The sequence below is a fragment of the Actinosynnema mirum DSM 43827 genome (assembly GCF_000023245.1).
In the GTDB taxonomy this organism is placed as follows: domain Bacteria; phylum Actinomycetota; class Actinomycetes; order Mycobacteriales; family Pseudonocardiaceae; genus Actinosynnema; species Actinosynnema mirum.
The window spans coordinates 2,959,391-2,976,367 of the sequence record NC_013093.1 but is presented as its reverse complement, the minus strand read 5'-3'; the positions used below and the strand labels follow the sequence as shown (position 1 = coordinate 2,976,367).

The window sequence follows — 16,977 nt, the reverse complement described above, 5'->3', positions numbered from 1 at the left end:
CGATCAAGTCCACGGTGGACCACGGGTCCACGCCTAGGAGGAGCAAGCAGATGGCCACCACCATCCCCGTGCCGATCGCGTTCGCGCTGCCGCAGGGCTGGATCGCCGCGCCGCCGGACGAGGTCGGTTCCCCCGGCGCCGCGTTCGTGGCGCTGCGCCCGCCCGCGATCGACGGGTTCACCCCGAACATCAGCGTCACCGGCGACTTCGAGACCAGGTCGCTGGCGGAGCTGGCCGACGAGGCCGTCGAGCGGCTGCGCGAGGGCGTCGGCAGGCTCCAGGTCGGTCAGCGGACCGAGGTCGGCACCGAGGAGAGCCCGGCGCTGACCCAGACGCTGCGCGTCCAGACCGTGCTCAAGGGGAAGACCACCGAGCTGGTGCAGAGCCAGGTGCTGATCGGGATGCGCGGCGGCGAGGACCCGTCGCGGGTGGTCGTGCTGCGGGTCATCCTGACGTCCACGCTGGAGCGGTTCGAGTCCGTGGTCGAGGAGTTCCGGCAGTTCGTGTCCACCATCGAGCCCGACCGGGCAGCGGGAGGGCGGCCGTGACCGACTGGGCGAGGCGCCTGACCGCCAGGATCGAGGCGATCGACCTGGCCGCGCGCGGGACGAAGGCGCGCGAGGAGAACTACCGCCGGATGACCGAGGAGCTGGCGGAGGTCACCGGGACCGCCACCTCGGACGGCGGGGTGGTGACCGTGGTCGCCGAACCGGGTGGCGCGGTCCGCTCGGTCGTGTTCGACGCGGCCGTGGCCACCACCGCACCGGCGGCGTTGTCCGCGCTGGTCACCCGCACGATCGCCCGCGCCCAGGCCGACGCGCACCGCGCGCAGGCCGAGGTGGTGCGGCGCAGCCTCGGCGACACCGGGCTGCTGGACCGCGTGCTGGCCGAGGACGCCGCCCTGTTCGGCGACCTCCCCCCGCGCGACCCCGGCCCCACGCCCGTCACCCCGCGGCCCGCCGCCCCGGTGACCGCCCCCGGCCCGGTGCCGGAGCGGGCCGACTCCCCCACCCCGCAGCCCCGGCCCGCCCGCCGCCCCGCTCCGGGCCCCGACGACGACCTGGGGGAGCGCAGCGTCCTGGGCCAGGCGTCCTGGTGAGCCCGTTCTGGGCCGTGACGATCGCGCTGGTCGGGTCGGCGCTGCTCACCGGTGTCGTGGTCGGGTCGGCGCTGCGGGCGAGGCGCGCGCAGCGGGCCGAGCTGCTGCGCCAGGTGCGCGAGCACGGCTGGGAGTTCCGCGAGCGCGACGACCGCTGGGTGGGCGTGCACCACGAGCTGGAGCGCCACGTCCCGCTGGCGCCGGTGCTGCTGGGCCCGCAGCCGGTGGTGCGGGCGAGGAGGGCGAGGGACGTGCTGACCGGCGAGCACCGGGGCCGCCGCTTCGCGCTCGTCCGGTTCGCCGTCACCCGCAGGGAGAACACGTCCCAGACCAGGTGGGTGGACGAGCGGGACCTGTGGGTCCAGCTGCCCGCCCCGAGGCCGACGCTGCGCGTGGCGCGCGGGAGCGCGCTGTCGAACCGGATCAACGCCGCGATCGCCCCCGGCGTGTTCCTGCTGGGGCACCCGGAGTTCGACCGGGAGTACCGGGTGACCTGCTTCGACGAGGCGTTCGCCAGGGCGGTGCTCACCCCGGAGGTGGTGGCGCGCCTGCTGGGCGCCGGGCACCGGGGCTTCTGGGTCCGGGGCTCCTGGCTGGGCGGCTTCCCGTCCTACCGCGAGCTGAGGGACGTCGCGGGCGTGCTGGACACCTACTGCGACCTGCTCGACGCGATCCCCCGGCACGTGTGGTCCTGACCTTCACCCGGACGGCTGGCCCGCCGTGCGCGCGAGCCCGCCCCCTGCTGTGCTCCCGATCGGCCGCGCCCGGCGGCCGGGGAGGCGGGTGGTCGTGCTGCCGCGGGTGCTGGCCGAGGGCGACGCGGAGGCGTGGCCGTCGGACGCGTCCTGGACCGGGCCGGCAGGTCACCGGGGACGACACCCACGCGGCCAGGCTGCTCGACGAGCGGCGGAACCACCCGCTGCCCGGCGTCGAGCCCGAGCCGTCCGCGCTGAAGGCCCTGGTCGCGGTGGCGGGCGCGCACCGGGGGAGGCGGTTCCGGGGCGGGCTCTTCGCGGCGGCGGACCCGGACGACGTCACCGCCGGGGCCCGAGCAGGGCGATCACCGCCTCCGCCGCCGGTTCCGCGAGCGCCTCCAGCCCGCGCCCCTCCTCCACCGCGGTCGCCATCAGCTCCCGCAGCCCGCCGATCAGGATCGTCGCCCACTGCTTGTCCACCGGCCGCAGCCCCGCCGCCCGCAGCTCCTCGGTGTCGCACAACCGCTGGACCATCACCACGAAGTGGTCGGTGACCTCCCGCTCCAGCGCCCGCGCCGCCGCGCCCAGCGACGGCAGGTCCCTGATCCAGCTCAGCGTCAGCTCCGGCGTGGCCCCCGCCGCGTCCAGCCAGGCCCCGACCGCCTGCCTGACCTGCTCCTCCCACGGCGCGCGCGGGTCGACCGCCTCGGTGATCCGGACGATGATCCGCTGGTTGGCCTCGGCGAGCAGCCGCGCGTAGCAGGCCTCCTTGTCGGCGAAGTGCTCGTAGAAGGTGCGCCGCGAGGTCCGCGCCCGCCGCACGACGTCGGCGACCGTGGTCCGCCGGTAGCCGTCCTCGGCGATGCCCTCCGCCAGCGCCCGCAGCAGCCTGCTCCGGAAACCCGCACCCGTCGCGCCGGTGGTCGTCACGGTCCTGACGTTATCGGGCGCGGGCAAGCCGTCGCCACGGACGCGCCCCCGCGGTCACGTCCCGCGGTCGGACCCCGCAGTCGGACCCCGCAGTCACGACCTTGTGGCCCGGACCACACCGCGCGTACCGTCCGCTGCGGGGTACGCAGGTGTACCAAGCGGCCGGGGAGGCCCTCAGATGAGCGAGCACGTGGACGTCCTGATCGTGGGCGCGGGCATCTCGGGGATCAGCGCGGCGCACCACGTGCTGCGCGCCTTCCCGAACCGCTCGTGCGCGGTGCTGGAGGCCAGGGACTCCCTCGGCGGCACGTGGGACCTGTTCCGCTACCCCGGCGTCCGCTCGGACTCGGACATGCACACCCTCGGCTACCGGTTCCGCCCGTGGTCGCTGCCCGAGTCGATCGCGCCGGGCGGGGCGATCCGGGACTACCTGGGCGACACCGCCGCGCGCTCCGGCGTCACGGACCGGATCCGCTTGCGGCACAAGGTGTCCCGCGCCGAATGGTCGAGCGGGGACAACCGCTGGGTGGTGCACGCCGAGCACGACGGCGAACCGGTCGTGCTCACCTGCGACTTCCTGCACCTGTGCGCGGGCTACTACCGCTACGACCGGGGCTACCGGCCGGACTTCCCCGGACTCGAGGACTTCGGCGGCAAGGTGGTGCACCCGCAGCAGTGGCCGGACGACCTGGACTGCGCGGGCAAGCGGGTGGTGGTGATCGGCAGCGGGGCGACCGCGATCACGCTGCTGCCCGCGCTGGCCCCGAGCGCGGGCCACGTGACGATGCTCCAGCGCTCCCCCAGCTACGTCGCCTCGCTGCCGAACGACGACCGGCTCGCGCGGGCGCTGCGCCGGGTGGGCGGGCACGGGCTGGTGCGGTGGCGCAACATCGCGCTCAGCTCCGGCCTGTACCACCTGAGCAGGCGGGCGCCGGGGCTGGTGAAGCGGTTGCTGCTCAAGGACGTCGCGCGCAGGCTGCCCGCGAACTACCCGGTGCGCGAGCACTTCGCGCCGCGCTACGACCCGTGGGACCAGCGGCTGTGCATCGCCCCGGACGGCGACCTGTTCACCGCGATCAGCAGCGGCCGGGCGTCCGTGGTGACGGACCGGATCACCCGCTTCACCCGCACCGGGATCGAGCTGGGGTCGGGCCGGGAGCTGCCCGCCGACGTGGTGGTGACGGCGACCGGGCTGAACCTGCTGCCGCTGGGCGGGATCGACCTGGTGGTGGACGGCGAGCCGGTGAGCCTGCCGGACAAGCTGGTGTACCGGGGCACGATGCTCAGCGACGTGCCGAACCTGGTGTTCACGGTCGGCTACACGAACGCCTCGTGGACGCTCAAGGCCGACCTGGTGAGCGAGTTCCTGGTGCGGGTGCTGCGGCACATGGCCGAGCACGGCTACCGCAGGTGCGCGCCGCACACCGACAACGCGGGGATGCCGACCCGGCCGCTGCTGGACTTCTCCGCCGGGTACGTGCTGCGGTCGGTGCACGAGTTCCCGAGGGCGGGCGCGGAGGGGCCGTGGAAGCCGGTGAAGGGCTACCTGCCGGACATCGTGTCGCTGCGGCACCGCCCGGTGGCGGACGGGGCGCTGGTGTTCACGGCGTGATCCCCCGCGCGTCGCGCAGCGCGGCCCACACCCGGTCGCGGCGCAGCGGGAGCCGGGTGAACCGGACCCCGGTGGCGTCGCGGAGGGCGTTGGCCAGCGCGGGCGCGACCGGGTTGACCGGGCTCTCGCTCATCGACTTGGCCCCGAGCGGCCCGTAGGCGTCGCCGTTGTCGCTGAACCACACCTCGGTCCTGGGCACGTCCGCGAAGGTGGGCACCCGGTAGCGGCGGAGCACGTCGGTGGCGACCGCCCCGGTGGCGTCGAGCAGCACCTCCTCGAACAGCGCCGCGCCGATCCCCTGCGCCACCCCGCCCTCGACCTGCCCCCGGCACTGCAGCGGGTTGACCACCCGCCCGGCGTCGGCGGCGTGCGCGCTGCGCAGCACCCGGACCTCCCCGGTGTCCGGGTCGACGGCGACGGCGAACCACTGGGCGTTGAACGCGACCGACCGGGGCGTGCCGCCGAAGCTGCCGCTGCCCGCCAGCTCGACCCCGGCGGCGCGGGCGGCGGCGTGCACCTCCTTGAGCGGCAGGGGTTTCCCGTCCACCAGCACGGCCTCCACGTCGAGCGCGCACGCCGCAGCCCCGACCCCGGCGAGGGAGGCGGTGAACCCCAGCACCCGGTCTGCGAGCTGCTCGGCGGCGGCGAGCACCGCCTTGCCCGCGACGACCAGCCCGGTGGACCCGAAGGCCCCGGTGTCGTAGCCGACGGCGTCGGTGTCGGCCTGCCGCACGGAGATCCGGTCGACGGTGGTGCCGAGCGCGTCGGCGGCGAGCTGCCGGTGCGCGGTGGTGGTGCCGTTGCCGAACTCGGCGGTGCCCACGGCGATCTCGTAGCCGCCGTCCGGGCGCACCCGCGCGGTGGCGTCGGCGTGGTGCCCGCGCGGCGGGGTGGTGGCGATCATCGACACGGCCGAGCCCTGCCCGACCAGCCAGCCCGGCGGCGCCTCGGGAAGGGGTTCGGCGCGCACCCGCCTGATCCGCCGCAGGCACTGGTCCAGCCCGTACCCGGCGATGTGCAGGTCCTCCTCCGCGCCGAGCGCGGTGACCAGGACGTCCCCACCCCGCACCAGGTTGCGCTCGCGCACGTCCAGCGGGTCGAGCCCGAGCCGTTCGGCGACCTCGTCCACAATGGACTCGACGGCGAAGGTGACCTGCCCGAGCCCGTACCCCCGGAACGCCCCGGACGGCACGGTGTTGGTGCGCACCGCGACGCCCTCCACCTTCTTGTTGGCGCACCGGTACACCGACACGGACTCGCTGCACCCGTGGAACAGCACGCCGGGCCCGTGGTTGCCGTACGCGCCGGTGTCGGAGACGACGTCCAGGCGCAGCGCGGTGAACGTGCCGTCGGCGCGCGCCCCGAGCCGGGCCCGCACGGTGAACGGGTGGCGCACGGTGGTGGCGGTGAACTGCTCGGACCTGGTGTGCTCCAAGCGGACCGGGCGGCGCAGTGCGAGGGCGGCCAGTGCGACGACGTCCTCGACCAGCACCTCCTGCTTGCCGCCGAACCCGCCGCCGACCCGCCCGGCCTGCACGCGCACCGCGTCGAGCGGCAGGTCGAACAGCGCGCACAGCAGCCTGCGGGCCAGGAACGGGGTCTGCGTGCTGGAGCGCACCACGAGCCGGTCGTCCTCGAACCAGGCGACCGCGCCGTGCGCCTCCAGGCTGGCGTGCTGCACCCGCTGGGTGCGGAACTCCCGCTCGCACACCACGTCCGCCTCGGCGAACCCGGCCTCGACGTCGCCGACCTCGCCGGAGAGCCGGGCGACGACGTTGCCGTCCGGGTGGGCGAGCGGCGCGCCGGGCGCGAGGGCGGCGTCGGGGTCGAGCACGGCGGGCAGCGGCTCGTAGCCGACGACCACCAGGTCGCGCCCGGCCTCGGCGGCGGCCTCGGTCTCGGCGACCACGGCGGCCACCCGCTGACCGGCGAAGCGCACCACGTCGTCCAGGACGCGGGTGTCGGCGGGGTCGTCCTCGACCAGCTCGTGCAGTGCGGTGGAGAAGCGGCGGGCGGGGGCGTCGTGGTGGGTGAGGACGGCGACGACGCCCGGCACGGCGAGCGCGGCGGCGGTGTCGACGGAGGTGATCCGGGCGTGCGCGTGCGGGGAGCGCACGAGCTTGAGGTGCAGCGCGCCGGGGACGTCGACGTCGGCGGTGAACGCGGCCCGGCCGGTGACCACGTCGGGTCCGGCGGGCGCGCCGAGGCTGCTGCCGACGGCCGCGCCGGGCGGTGCGTCCTCGACGTTGCGCACGCCGCGCACGGCGTCCTCGACGGCCCGGTACCCGGTGCAGCGGCACAGGTTCCCCTTGAGCGAGCGGGGCAGGTCGGCCTCCTGCTCGGGGGTGAGCGCGGCGACGGTCATGATCATCCCGGCGGTGCAGAACCCGCACTGGAAGCCCTGGGCGTCCAGGAACCGCCGCTGCACCGGGTGCGGTCCGCCGTCCGCGCCCGCGAGCCCCTCGACGGTGGTGATCTCGGCGCCGTCGGCCCGCAGCGCCGGGTACAGGCAGCTGTGCACGGGCAGGCCGTCGACGTGGACCGTGCACGCGCCGCAGTCGCCCGCGTCGCAGCCCTTCTTGACGCCGTGCCAGCCGAGCAGGCGCAGGTAGGTGCGCAGGCACTGGCCGGGGCGCGGCTCGCGGTCGGCGCGGTGGCCGTTGACGCTGGTGGAGAACCCCATCACTCGCCCCCCAGTTCGCGGCGGACCTGCTCGGCGAGCAGCCCGGTCAGGTGCTGACGCCACTCCGGGTCGCCGTGCACGTCGTCGACCCACTCGGGGACGCCCGCGACGAGGTCGGCGACCTCGGCGGCGCCGGGCACCCGCGGGAAGTCGTGGACCAGCGGCGCGGGCACGGCGGCGGTGATCACGAGCCGGAACCGGTGGTCGTCCAGCACCCCGGCGACCAGCGCGGCGGAGCGCCCGTGGGCGTGCAGCGAGAACTGCCGGAACGCGGTCCTGGCGCGCAGCGCGGAAGCGGGGACCGTGATCGACCGCAGGTAACTGCCACGCCCCAACCGGGTGACACCGGGGGCGACGACGAACCCGTCGGCCACGAGCCGCTCCCCACCGTCCGGCAGGACGACCCGGCACACCCCGCCGAGGGCGGCGGTCAGCGCGATCACCGGCCCGGCGGGCAGCGCGGCGCACAGGTTCCCGCCGACGGTGGCGACGTTCCAGATCTTGAACGAGGCCAGGAACGCCCGGCAGCACTGCTCGACCAGCGGAACGCCGCGCTCCCGCCCCCAGTCGACGAGCTGCGCGATGGTGCAGGTGGCGGCGATCTCGACCCCGCCGTCCGCCAGTTCGGTGACAGGCGCCCAGCCGAACCGCGTCAGGTCGACCAGCCGCCGGGCCCGCAGCGCGGGCTCCCCGAACACGACCGTCCCACCCGCGAGCCACACGTCCCCGTCGCGCCACTCCCCCACCTCACGCGGGTCGCACACCTCGACCACGCCGCTCAGGTCCACGCCCCCTCCTCACCCCGACAGGCACACCGGTCTACCCGCCGCAGGTTGCGCGGGGGGACGCGGACCCCGCAGCAGCGCGGGAGACCACCCGGAAGGGCTAACCGGGGCAGCGGTCTCCCGAAGCGACCCGACAGCCGCCGGACCCGACGGCAAGACCCGCCCACCGCCCAGGACCCGCCACCCGCCCACAGCCGGCCGACCACCAGCCGCCGCCCGCGTCCAGCCGCCCGCCGCCCGCGTCCAGCCGCCGTCAGCGAGCCGCGCCCGGTCACCCCGACACCCGCCGGCCGTCCCCGATCAGCCCGCCGCCGGCACCCACCAGCGCCCGCCCGCTCCCCCCCACCCCCGCTCCCCCTCCCGCAGCGGCACACCACCCTCCCCTGCGCCCCTCCCCCTGCCCTATTCCCACCTCCCCCCACTCGTGCGGTTTCCCACACCCCGGCGGTTCGGCGCGTCCCCGAGGGGTAACAGTGTTTGAGTAACAGTGTTGTCATTCGATCTGCGAAGAGGGGCAAGGCATGAAGGCGGCGGTGTACTACGAGAACGGTGGTCCCGAGGTCCTGCGCTACGAGGACGTCCCGGACCCCCAGCCGGGGCCGGGCGAGGTGCTGCTGCGCGTGGCCGCCGTCGGGGTGCAGGGCGGTGACCTGCTGCACCGGCAGCTCGCGCCGCTCAAGTCCACCCCGCACGTGGTCGGCTACCAGGCGTCGGGCACCGTCGTCGCGCTCGGCGAGGGCGTCACCTCGCTGGCCGAGGGCGACCGGGTCGTGGCGTTCATGCAGTCCGGCTCGCACGCGGAGCTGGCCGTGGCGCAGGCGGGCAACGCCTACCGCGTCCCCGAGAACCTGGACCTCAAGCTCGCCGCGGGCATCCCGGTCGAGTTCGGCACCGCCGACGACTGCCTGTTCGAGTTCGGCGGGCTCCAGGCGGGCGAGACCGTGCTGATCCAGGCCGCCGCGGGCGGCGTCGGGCTCGCGGCCGTGCAGCTGGCCAAGGCCGCGGGCGCCACGGTCATCGGCACCGCCTCGCAGCCGGACAAGCTGGAGCGCCTCGCGCAGTACGGCCTGGACCACGCGATCAACTACCGCACCGAGGACGTCGTCACCAGGGTCATGGAGCTGACCGGCGGCCGGGGCGTCGACGTGGTCGTCGACCCGGTGGGCGGGCGCACCCTGGAGGGCAGCGTCGCGGCGCTGGCCTACCGGGGCCGCATCAGCTGGGTCGGCCAGGCCGGTCGCGACGCGCAGCCGCCGAACATCGGCCCGCTGATGTTCAAGAACGCCTCGATCAACGGCGTGTACTTCGGCGGCGAGATGGCGCACAACCCGGCGCGCACCCGCCCCCTGGTCGAGGGCCTCATCGCCCGCGTCGCCTCCGGCGAGCTGACCGTCGTGCTGGACGAGGAGTTCCCGCTGGAGCGGGCCGGTGACGCGCACCGCCACATCGAGGGCCGCACCGCCTTCGGCCGGGTCCTGCTCGTCCCCTGACCCCGCAACGCGCGGGAGCCCCCGTCGCCCGCGCGGCGACGGGGGCTCCCGGCGGGGGTCACTTGGCGGTGCGCTCCAGCTCCGCCAGCGCGGAGGCGAACGCGAAGTACTTGTTGGTCCCGAGGTCCCGGACCGTCTTGATGCCGAGGGCGGCCAGCTTCTCGCCCGCCGCCTCGCTGACCCCGGCCAGGGCCGCGACCGGCGAGTCGAGGATCTCGGTCAGGCCGAGCTGCTCGTACGCCTTGTCGAGCTGCTTGTCCAGGTCCAAGGAAAAAGCCACCGCGCATCCCCGTTCGCAGAGAGTTGTCGATCTTGACACACTCACCGTATCGGGCGATACCTCCGGTTTGTCCGCACCAGTGCGGACATCACTCGATCAGCCCAGCGCCTTGACCCTGCGCAACCGCACCGAGGTGATGGCCCGCCGCTCAACGGCCAGGATTTCCAGGTCCCACCCGGACACCTCGGCACGTTCACCCGCCCGTTCGGGGATGTGGCCGAGGACGGTCAGCAACAGCCCGGCCACGGTCGTGTAGTCACCCTCCGGGGCGCCCGGCAGCTCGACGCCGAGGTCGACCAGGTCGTGCACCGGGAACGAGCCGGGCAGCACCAGCGCCCCGTCGTCCTCGTGCCGCACGGCCATCACGTCGCGGTCGGTCTCGTCGTAGATCTCGCCGACGATCTCCTCCAGCAGGTCCTCCAGCGTCACGATCCCGTCGACCGCGCCGTGCTCGTCCACGACCAGCGCGAACTGCTCGTGGTCGGTCTTGAACCGGCGCAGCGCGTCGGACACCCGCAGCGAGTCGGGGAACACCACGGCGGCCCGCACCAGCTCGGCCAGCGGGGTGGTGTCGGACAGCAGGTCGCGCAGGTGCACGACCCCGACCAGGTCGTCCAGGTGCCCGCCGCGCGCGACCGGCGCCCTGGAGTGGCCGGACGCGGCGAGCTCGGCCCGCGCGGACGGCACGTCGAGCGCCGCGTCGAGCACGACGACGTTGCGCCGGGGCACGAACACCTCGCGCAGCCGCCGCTCGTGGATCTCCAGCGCGCCGTTGATGATCATGCGCTGCTCGCTGTTGAGCCCGCGCTGCGCGGACACCAGCTCGCGCAGCTCCTCCGGCGACATCTCCTCCGCGTCGGTCTCGGCCTTGCCGCCGAACACCCGCACCACGGCGTTGGTCGAGGTGCTCAGCAGCCAGATCACCGGGCGCGACACGGTCGAGAGCAGGTGCAGCGGCTTGGCCACGAGCAGGGCCCAGCGCAGCGCGTACTGCATGGCCAGCCGCTTGGGGGCCAGCTCGCCGAACACCAGGGTCACGAAGGTCAGCACGATCGTGACCAGCGCGACGGCGACGGCGTCGGCCGCGCCGCCCACGAAGGACAGCAGCGGCACCAGCGGGGCCGCGAGCGAGACCGCCGCGGTGGCCGAGGCGAGGAAGCCCGCCAGGGTGATGCCGATCTGGATGGTCGCCAGGAAGCGGTTGGGGTCGCGGGCCAACCGCACGAGTGTCCGACCACCCGACCCGCCCTCGCGCTCCAGCGCCCTGAGCTGCCCCTCCCGCAACGAGATGAGCGCCATCTCGCTGCCCGCGAACAGCGCGTTGAAGAGCAGCAGCACCACGACCAGCGCGATGTTGAACCCGTACCCGTCCACCAGACCCCAAACCTCCCGAAGCGGAATAACGGGAAAACTACCGGCAGTAGCCATTAGTTCCCCAAGGGTGCGCGCGTACCGTCGCGCGCGCGTCGCGAGCACCCCTGCGGGGCCCCGCGCGGGGCCCCGGCGCACGCCCCGAATGACCACGCGCGGTAACCGGACGACCGCGTCGGGCATTCCCGCCGGGGTCCACCCCTACATTCCTCCGGGAGCGCTCCCCGATTCCTGGCGCGGACCGGGGCGGTTCCGCGCCCGTTCCGCGTTATCGATCATGAAATCGGACCGTGATACCACCGCGCGCGCCCTCGTCATTTCCTGGCGACGCCACCGCGCGGACCTGCGCGGGAACCTGGGCGCACGCCCCCTCATTCAACGAAGGGTGATCACGTGATCACCCGGAGGAGTCACCGGAAAACCCGAAAAGCGGAATCGGGTGAGCGCGCGGGAAAATCGGTAGGTTGTCCCCCGTGCACATCCTGGTCGTGGACGACGAGGTCGCGGTCGCCGAGGCCGTGACGCGCACGCTGCGTTTCGAGGGCTACGAGGTCACGACCGCGCACGACGGGGCCCAGGCGCTCGACCTCGTGCGCTCCCTGCGCCCCGACGGGGTGATACTCGACGTGACCATGCCGGTGCTCGGCGGACTCGACGCGTGCCGCGCGCTGCGCGCCTCCGGCGACACCACCCCGGTGCTCATGCTGACCGCCCGCGCGGAGGTCTCCGACCGGGTCGCGGGCCTGGACGCGGGCGCCGACGACTACCTCGCCAAGCCGTTCGCGCTCCAGGAGCTGCTGGCCAGGGTGCGCGCGCTGGTGCGGCGCGGCGGCTACGCGGGCACCGCGGCCCGCTCGGAGGCGCTGCGCTTCGCCGACCTGCTGCTCGACGCGGGCACCCGCGAGGTGCGGCGGGGAGACCGGCAGGTGGCCCTGACCAGGACCGAGTTCTCGATCCTGGAGACGTTCCTGCGCAACCCGAGGCTGGTGCTGTCCAGGGAGGCGATGTTCCGCACCGTGTGGGGCCACGACTTCGGCGCGGGCTCCAACGGCCTCGACGTGTACGTCGGCTACCTGCGCCGCAAGCTGGAGCAGGACGGCGAGCCGCGCCTGATCCACACCGTGCGCGGCGTGGGCTACGTGCTCCGCGAGGACCCGCTGTGACCGGCCGGGACCCGGCCCCGGCCCCGAACCCCGACGACGTCCCCCGCCCGTCCCGCCTGGTGGACCGCCTGTCCCTGCGCTCCCGGTTCGCCCTGCTCGCCGCCGCCGCCGCGGCGCTGGTCGTGGTCGGCGTGGCGGGCGCGTCCTGGTTCCTGGTGCGGGTCCGGCTCAACCAGCAGTTCGACGACCAGCTCCGCGCCTCCGCCGAGCTGGCCGCCCGCTCCGCCTCCGCCCAGGACGCGCTGAGCGTGCTGCGCTCGGACACCCCGCAGCGCCGGGGTCCCGGCGGACCGGGCGGCAGGCGCTCCGACCTGGTCGTCCAGTTCGTCTCCGGCTCGGGCGAGGCCACCTCGGCGGGCGGCCCCCGGTTCCCGGTCACCCAGGAGGCGCGCGGCCTGGCCGAGGGCAGCCGCTCCCAGGTGGAGGAGACCGAGATCGGCCGCGACCGGTACCGGGTGTGGACGGTCGCCCACGACGGCGGCCTGGTGCAGGTCGCGCGGGACGCCGAGGGCATCGAGGCCACGCTGCGCGTCCTCGGCCTGCTGCACGGCGCGGTCGGCCTGGTCGGCGTGCTGGTCGCGGCCGTGCTGGGCCGCTCGGTCGCGCGGACGGCGCTGCGCCCGGTGGACGCGCTGACGGCGGGCGCCGAGCGGGTCGCCCGCACCCAGGACCTGACCGCGCGGATGCCGGTGGCCGGGCGCGGCGAGCTGGCCAGGCTCGCCGAGGCGTTCAACGCGATGCTGTCCGCGCTGGCCGAGTCCCGCTCGGCGCAGCGCAGGCTGGTCGAGGACGCGGGCCACGAGCTGCGCACCCCGCTGACCAGCCTGCGCGCCAACGTGGAGCTGCTGCTGCACGCCGAGAACTCCGGCCGCGCGCTGCCCGAGGCCGACCGCAGGCGGCTGCTCGCGGACCTGGAGGCCCAGTCCGTCGAGCTGACCGCGCTGGTCGCGGAGCTGGTCGAGCTGGCCAAGCAGGACCGCGAGCCGGAGCGGTTCGAGCCCGTGGAGCTGTCGGACGTGGTCGCCGCCGCCGTCGCCAGGGCGCGGGCGCGCGCGCAGCACGTGGCGGTGGAGGCCGACCTGGCCCCGGTCCCGGTGCTCGGCGACGCCGCCTCGCTGGAGCGCGCGGTGCTGAACCTGCTGGACAACGCGGTGAAGTGGAGCCCGCCGGGCGGGGTGGTGCGGGTGTCGTCGCAGGCCGGGGAGGACGCGGTCGTCGAGGTGTCCGACGCCGGTCCCGGCATCGCGGACGAGGACCTGCCGCACGTGTTCGAGCGCTTCTACCGGGCCTCGGCGGCGCGGGCGCTGCCCGGTTCGGGCCTGGGGCTGGCGATCGTGGCGCGGGCCGCCGCCGCGCACGGGGGCGCGGTGTGGGCGGGGCGTTCCCCGGAGGGCGGGGCGCTGCTGCGGCTGACCCTGCCGCTGCTTTCTCACCCGAACACCGGCGTTCTCTCACCGTCCTCTCACGAAGACCAGGCACCTTGGGGCACTACGGCCACCGGAGCAGGGGTTTCCCGCGATCCGGGTGGCCTGCCCACCCCCGATCAGCCCGGTCCAGCACAGCGGCAGGAAAGCGAACCACGATGACGACTCCCGAGCAGCCGACCCCGGAGCAGCCGACGCCGGGACAGCCGGAGCAGCGCCCCGACCAGCCGACCCAGGAGCAGCCCACCCAGGAGCTGCCGACCGCAGCGGGCGCGCCGGGGCCCGACGCCCCCACCGAGTCGGTTTCCGCAGCTCAGAGCACCCCCACGAGCGACGGCGAACCCCGCGCCCGAGGCCGCTTCCGCACCCGCGCGCGCACCGTCGCGCGGCACCGGGCGACGGGCCTGGCGGCGGTTCTGGCACTGGGCCTGGTGCTGGGCGCGGGTGGGACGGCGCTGGCGCTGCACGGCGGCCGGGGCGGCGGCGACCGCCCCGCGCACTCCGGTTCCGCGAACGGCGACGTCCAGGGAAAGCACGGCCACAAGGGCGGGGAAGGCCGTGCGGAAGGCAGGCGCGGTGGTCCCGGAAATCGGGAAGACCGAGGTGGCGACCGCCGGGGGAACGCGCACCGGGGCGAGGGTCGGGGCGGCGACGGCGAAGGTCGCGGAGGCCGGGACAACGACCGGAACAACTCCGGGCAGAACCAGGACAACGGTCGGAACAACGGCGAGAACAACAGCGGCGGCGACGGCGACAACTGACGCGACCCGCACCAGAACCCACCGCCCCCGGCGCCCTCGGACTTCCGAGTGGAACCGGGGGCGGTGTCATTCAGCCCACACTTCCCGGGGCATCCCCTAACCCCCCTGGGGATGCCCCCGGAAGCCCCCGTTCGGCGTGGGAAGAACGTCCACATGGTGGACGCAGCGCGACTTGTTGATCACGAGTGGGTCATTGCTGAGGTGAAGATTTAGTTTCACTCGTTCGGTCGATTTCGGAACGTCGCAGCTCAGCGACCATCCACCCAGAGTTCACACACGGGCTTAACATCGCTAAGTGTGACGGCCTCAATACGGGGGTATCAGGCAGGGTTAAGCTCCACGCCGTGATCTCAGACGGCGAGGACAACGAGAGGTCGTGGCACCGGTTCGGGCCGGAGTCGACCGAGCGGCGGATGCTGGAGCTGCTCGGCGCCCGGTACGCGGCGCACCTGCGACCCCGGACGTTCACGCTGCCCGACGACAGCCGGGTCGAGGTCGAAGGAGTCGATCCGAGCGGCACCATCCTGGTGCAGCTGGTCGCGAACCAGGGCAACTACAAGTCCCACCACCGCAACAAGGTGATGGCGGACATGTTCAAGCTCATCTGGTTGCGCGAGGCGCTCCTGCCGGGCGGTCACGCGGTCTTGTGCGTGAGCAGCACCGTCGCGCAGGCGTTCTCCGGCTGGGTGGCCGCGGCTGCCCGCGACAGCCGGGTCGAGGTTCTGCTCTACCAGGACTCAGGCGAACTGGTGCCGCTGGTCGCGGCGCCGGCCACGCCGTAACAGAACGGCAACACCATGGTGGCTACCGGACGACAACGGCACGGTACAATGATCGGGATTCGGAATTCCGCAGCGCAGACCCCCTCGCGCCGCACGCTCTCCGGAGTCCAGCACGGGACGACTCATCAGGAGAGCACCATGCCTTCTGTCTACCCCGCGGGCTTCGTGAAGCAGGGGGCAGCGCAGTGACCGGCTCGGCGATCGAGGTTCGCGGCGTTCACCGCGAGTACGGGAGCGGGGCGGCGAAGATGGTCGCCCTCAACGGGGTTGACCTGTCCATTCCCTCCGGCAGTTTCGTCAGCGTCATCGGGCCGAGCGGGTGCGGGAAGTCGACGATGCTCCGCCTCATCGCGGGTCTGGAGACCCCCGACGACGGCGACGTCAGCGTCTACGGCGTCAGCGCGGAGCAGGCGTGCGCGGCCAAGATGATCGGTCTTGTCCCGCAGGCGCCCGCACTGCTGCCGTGGCTTTCCGTGCTCAGCAACGTCACTCTACCCCAAAAGGTGAACCGGGGCGCGGCCAAACGGCGGAAGAAGATCGCCCAGGCGGCGCACCGGGACGTCGACGTGGCCAAGCCCGACATGATGGACCTGCTGCGCAAGGCCGGCCTGGGCGACGCCACGCACAAGCTGCCCTCGGAGCTGTCCGGCGGGATGCAGCAGCGGGCCGCGATCGTGCGCGCCTTCGGCCTGCGCCCGGACGTGCTGCTGATGGACGAGCCGTTCTCCGCGCTGGACGAGTTCACCCGCGAGAGCCTGCAGGGCCAGCTGCTCGACATGTGGGAGGGGCTCAAGACCACGGTGGTCTTCGTGACCCACTCCGTGGGAGAGGCCGTCCGCCTGTCGGACACCGTGGTGGTCATGGCGGCCCGGCCGGGCCGCATCACCGACATCGTGCCGATCGACCTGCCCCGGCCGAGGGACACCGAGCTGATGAAGTCTCGGGAGTTCCACGACCTGGAGGACCTGGTGCGGGACAAGCTCCGCGCCGGCTGGGGAATGCACGCGGCGTGAGGACGGAATCCGACATGACCTCGATCGAGGACAAGCCCACCGTGCGCGTCGACCTCGCGGGCGTGGGCAAGACCGGCAAGTCGTCCCGCAAGCCGGGGCAGTCCAAGCTCAAGGCCGCGCTGCACCCCAAGGTGTGGTCCCCGCTGGCCGTGATGCTCGTGGTGCTGGGCTTCGTGTGGGAGCGGACGGCGGAGACCATGCCGTACCTGCTCCCCCACCTCAACAAGGTGGGCGCGGCGCTCACGAAGGACCCCGCGAAGTTCTTCGACAACGCGTGGTGGACGCTGCAGGAGGCCATGGTCGGCCTGCTGATCGGCTTCACCGCCGCGTTCGTGCTCGCGGTGCTGACCAGCGAGTGGGGCGTCGCCCGCAGGGCGGTCATGCCGATCGCGGTGGTGCTGAACGTGACCCCGCTGGTCGCGATCGCCCCCGTGCTGGTGGTGGCCTTCGGCTTCGGTCCCGAGCCCAAGCTGATCGTGACGGCGCTGATCTGCTTCTTCACCCTGCTGATCAACATCTCGACGGGCCTGCGGTCCGTGCCGCCCGCGGTGCTCCAGGTGTACCAGACCGTCCGGGCCTCCCGGTGGGAGATGCTCTGGCGCATCCGCATCCCCAACGCGCTGCCGTACATCTTCGCCGGGCTGCGCATCGCGTTCCCGCTGTCGATCGTCGGCGCCGTGGTGGCCGAGATGTCCGCGCCAGGGGCCTCGCTGGGCCTCGGCACGATCATCAGCATCTCGTCGTCGATGAACCGGCTCGACATGGTCTTCGCCTCGATCACGATCCTGGCGGTCATGGGCTCGCTGCTGCTGCTCGTGGTGACCACCGTCGAGCGCAAGGTCCTGCACTGGCACGAGTCCACCAAGCAGGGCGCCAAGTAGTCCCGAGC

General features: G+C 73.8%; 16 protein-coding genes. 11 read left to right on the top strand and 5 right to left on the bottom strand.

Annotated elements, in window-relative coordinates; all coding sequences use genetic code 11:
* Nucleotides 1–50 precede the first annotated feature (50 nt).
* The 3 genes from AMIR_RS13200 to AMIR_RS13190 are packed head-to-tail and all read left to right on the top strand — an operon-like array spanning nt 51 to nt 1,794.
* Nucleotides 51–548, top strand: a complete 498-nt coding sequence (locus AMIR_RS13200) for a peptidase M16 family protein (protein ID WP_015801466.1) — start codon at nt 51–53, stop codon at nt 546–548.
* A complete protein-coding gene (locus AMIR_RS13195; RefSeq protein ID WP_015801465.1) occupies nt 545–1,099 on the top strand; it encodes a YbaB/EbfC family nucleoid-associated protein in 555 nt (184 codons plus the stop codon). The genes AMIR_RS13200 and AMIR_RS13195 overlap by 4 nt, the downstream gene beginning before the upstream one ends.
* Complete coding sequence (locus tag AMIR_RS13190; RefSeq protein ID WP_015801464.1) at nt 1,096–1,794, top strand: hypothetical protein; 699 nt, start codon at nt 1,096–1,098, stop codon at nt 1,792–1,794. The genes AMIR_RS13195 and AMIR_RS13190 overlap by 4 nt, the downstream gene beginning before the upstream one ends.
* Before the next feature lie 339 nt (nt 1,795–2,133).
* Here AMIR_RS13190 and AMIR_RS13185 read toward each other — a convergent pair whose 3' ends face one another.
* Entirely contained in the window at nt 2,134–2,724 is a 591-nt protein-coding gene (locus tag AMIR_RS13185; RefSeq protein WP_015801463.1) for a TetR/AcrR family transcriptional regulator, read from the bottom strand.
* Nucleotides 2,725–2,902: 178 nt separating this feature from the next.
* Between AMIR_RS13185 and AMIR_RS13180 the strand changes: the two genes are divergently transcribed.
* On the top strand, nt 2,903–4,336 hold the full coding sequence (locus AMIR_RS13180; RefSeq protein WP_015801462.1) for a flavin-containing monooxygenase: 1,434 nt from the start codon (nt 2,903–2,905) through the stop codon (nt 4,334–4,336).
* Here the strand turns inward: AMIR_RS13180 and AMIR_RS13175 are convergent.
* Together AMIR_RS13175 and AMIR_RS13170 are read right to left on the bottom strand one after the other, a co-directional pair.
* Nucleotides 4,326–7,019 carry a molybdopterin-dependent oxidoreductase gene (locus AMIR_RS13175; protein WP_015801461.1) on the bottom strand — a complete coding sequence of 898 codons (2,694 nt, stop codon included), beginning with the start codon at nt 7,017–7,019 and terminating at the stop codon, nt 4,326–4,328. The two genes, AMIR_RS13180 and AMIR_RS13175, sit on opposite strands and share 11 nt — an antisense overlap.
* A complete protein-coding gene (locus AMIR_RS13170) occupies nt 7,019–7,807 on the bottom strand; it encodes an FAD binding domain-containing protein (protein WP_015801460.1) in 789 nt (262 codons plus the stop codon). Before AMIR_RS13170 ends, AMIR_RS13175 begins: the two co-directional genes overlap by 1 nt.
* A 518-nt stretch (nt 7,808–8,325) precedes the next feature.
* Between AMIR_RS13170 and AMIR_RS13165 the strand changes: the two genes are divergently transcribed.
* Nucleotides 8,326–9,294, top strand: coding sequence for a quinone oxidoreductase family protein (locus AMIR_RS13165; RefSeq protein ID WP_015801459.1), 969 nt, complete (start codon nt 8,326–8,328; stop codon nt 9,292–9,294).
* Between the two features lie 58 nt (nt 9,295–9,352).
* On the opposite strand, the gene AMIR_RS13160 is transcribed toward AMIR_RS13165, so the two are convergent.
* Nucleotides 9,353–9,574, bottom strand: a complete 222-nt coding sequence (locus AMIR_RS13160; RefSeq protein ID WP_015801458.1) for a hypothetical protein — start codon at nt 9,572–9,574, stop codon at nt 9,353–9,355.
* Nucleotides 9,575–9,670: 96 nt separating this feature from the next.
* On the bottom strand, nt 9,671–10,948 hold the full coding sequence (locus AMIR_RS13155; protein ID WP_015801457.1) for a hemolysin family protein: 1,278 nt from the start codon (nt 10,946–10,948) through the stop codon (nt 9,671–9,673).
* Nucleotides 10,949–11,418: 470 nt separating this feature from the next.
* Here AMIR_RS13155 and AMIR_RS13150 point away from each other — a divergent pair, with 470 nt between their 5' ends.
* The 6 genes from AMIR_RS13150 to AMIR_RS13125 all read left to right on the top strand — a co-directional run bounded on the left by AMIR_RS13150 (nt 11,419) and on the right by AMIR_RS13125 (nt 16,969).
* A complete protein-coding gene (locus AMIR_RS13150) occupies nt 11,419–12,108 on the top strand; it encodes a response regulator transcription factor (protein WP_015801456.1) in 690 nt (229 codons plus the stop codon).
* Nucleotides 12,105–13,694: a sensor histidine kinase gene (locus tag AMIR_RS13145; protein WP_015801455.1), complete on the top strand. Its 1,590-nt coding sequence runs from the start codon at nt 12,105–12,107 to the stop codon at nt 13,692–13,694. The genes AMIR_RS13150 and AMIR_RS13145 overlap by 4 nt, the downstream gene beginning before the upstream one ends.
* Nucleotides 13,691–14,293: a hypothetical protein gene (locus AMIR_RS13140; RefSeq protein ID WP_015801454.1), complete on the top strand. Its 603-nt coding sequence runs from the start codon at nt 13,691–13,693 to the stop codon at nt 14,291–14,293. The genes AMIR_RS13145 and AMIR_RS13140 overlap by 4 nt, the downstream gene beginning before the upstream one ends.
* Before the next feature lie 344 nt (nt 14,294–14,637).
* Nucleotides 14,638–15,075: a hypothetical protein gene (locus AMIR_RS13135; RefSeq protein ID WP_015801453.1), complete on the top strand. Its 438-nt coding sequence runs from the start codon at nt 14,638–14,640 to the stop codon at nt 15,073–15,075.
* A 185-nt stretch (nt 15,076–15,260) separates the two neighbouring features.
* Nucleotides 15,261–16,088 (top strand): ABC transporter ATP-binding protein, encoded by an 828-nt coding sequence (locus AMIR_RS13130; RefSeq protein ID WP_015801452.1) that lies wholly within the window; start codon nt 15,261–15,263, stop codon nt 16,086–16,088.
* A 14-nt stretch (nt 16,089–16,102) separates the two neighbouring features.
* Nucleotides 16,103–16,969 (top strand): ABC transporter permease, encoded by an 867-nt coding sequence (locus tag AMIR_RS13125; protein WP_015801451.1) that lies wholly within the window; start codon nt 16,103–16,105, stop codon nt 16,967–16,969.
* Nucleotides 16,970–16,977 lie beyond the last annotated feature (8 nt).

Coding starts and splice junctions, on each gene's coding strand:
- AMIR_RS13165 (WP_015801459.1), top strand. CDS start 8,326: ATGAAGGCGGCGGTGTACTACGAGAACGGTGGTCCCGAGGTCCTGCGC.
- AMIR_RS13175 (WP_015801461.1), bottom strand. CDS start 7,019: ATGGGGTTCTCCACCAGCGTCAACGGCCACCGCGCCGACCGCGAGCCG.
- AMIR_RS13200 (WP_015801466.1), top strand. CDS start 51: ATGGCCACCACCATCCCCGTGCCGATCGCGTTCGCGCTGCCGCAGGGC.
- AMIR_RS13125 (WP_015801451.1), top strand. CDS start 16,103: ATGACCTCGATCGAGGACAAGCCCACCGTGCGCGTCGACCTCGCGGGC.
- AMIR_RS13140 (WP_015801454.1), top strand. CDS start 13,691: ATGACGACTCCCGAGCAGCCGACCCCGGAGCAGCCGACGCCGGGACAG.
- AMIR_RS13180 (WP_015801462.1), top strand. CDS start 2,903: ATGAGCGAGCACGTGGACGTCCTGATCGTGGGCGCGGGCATCTCGGGG.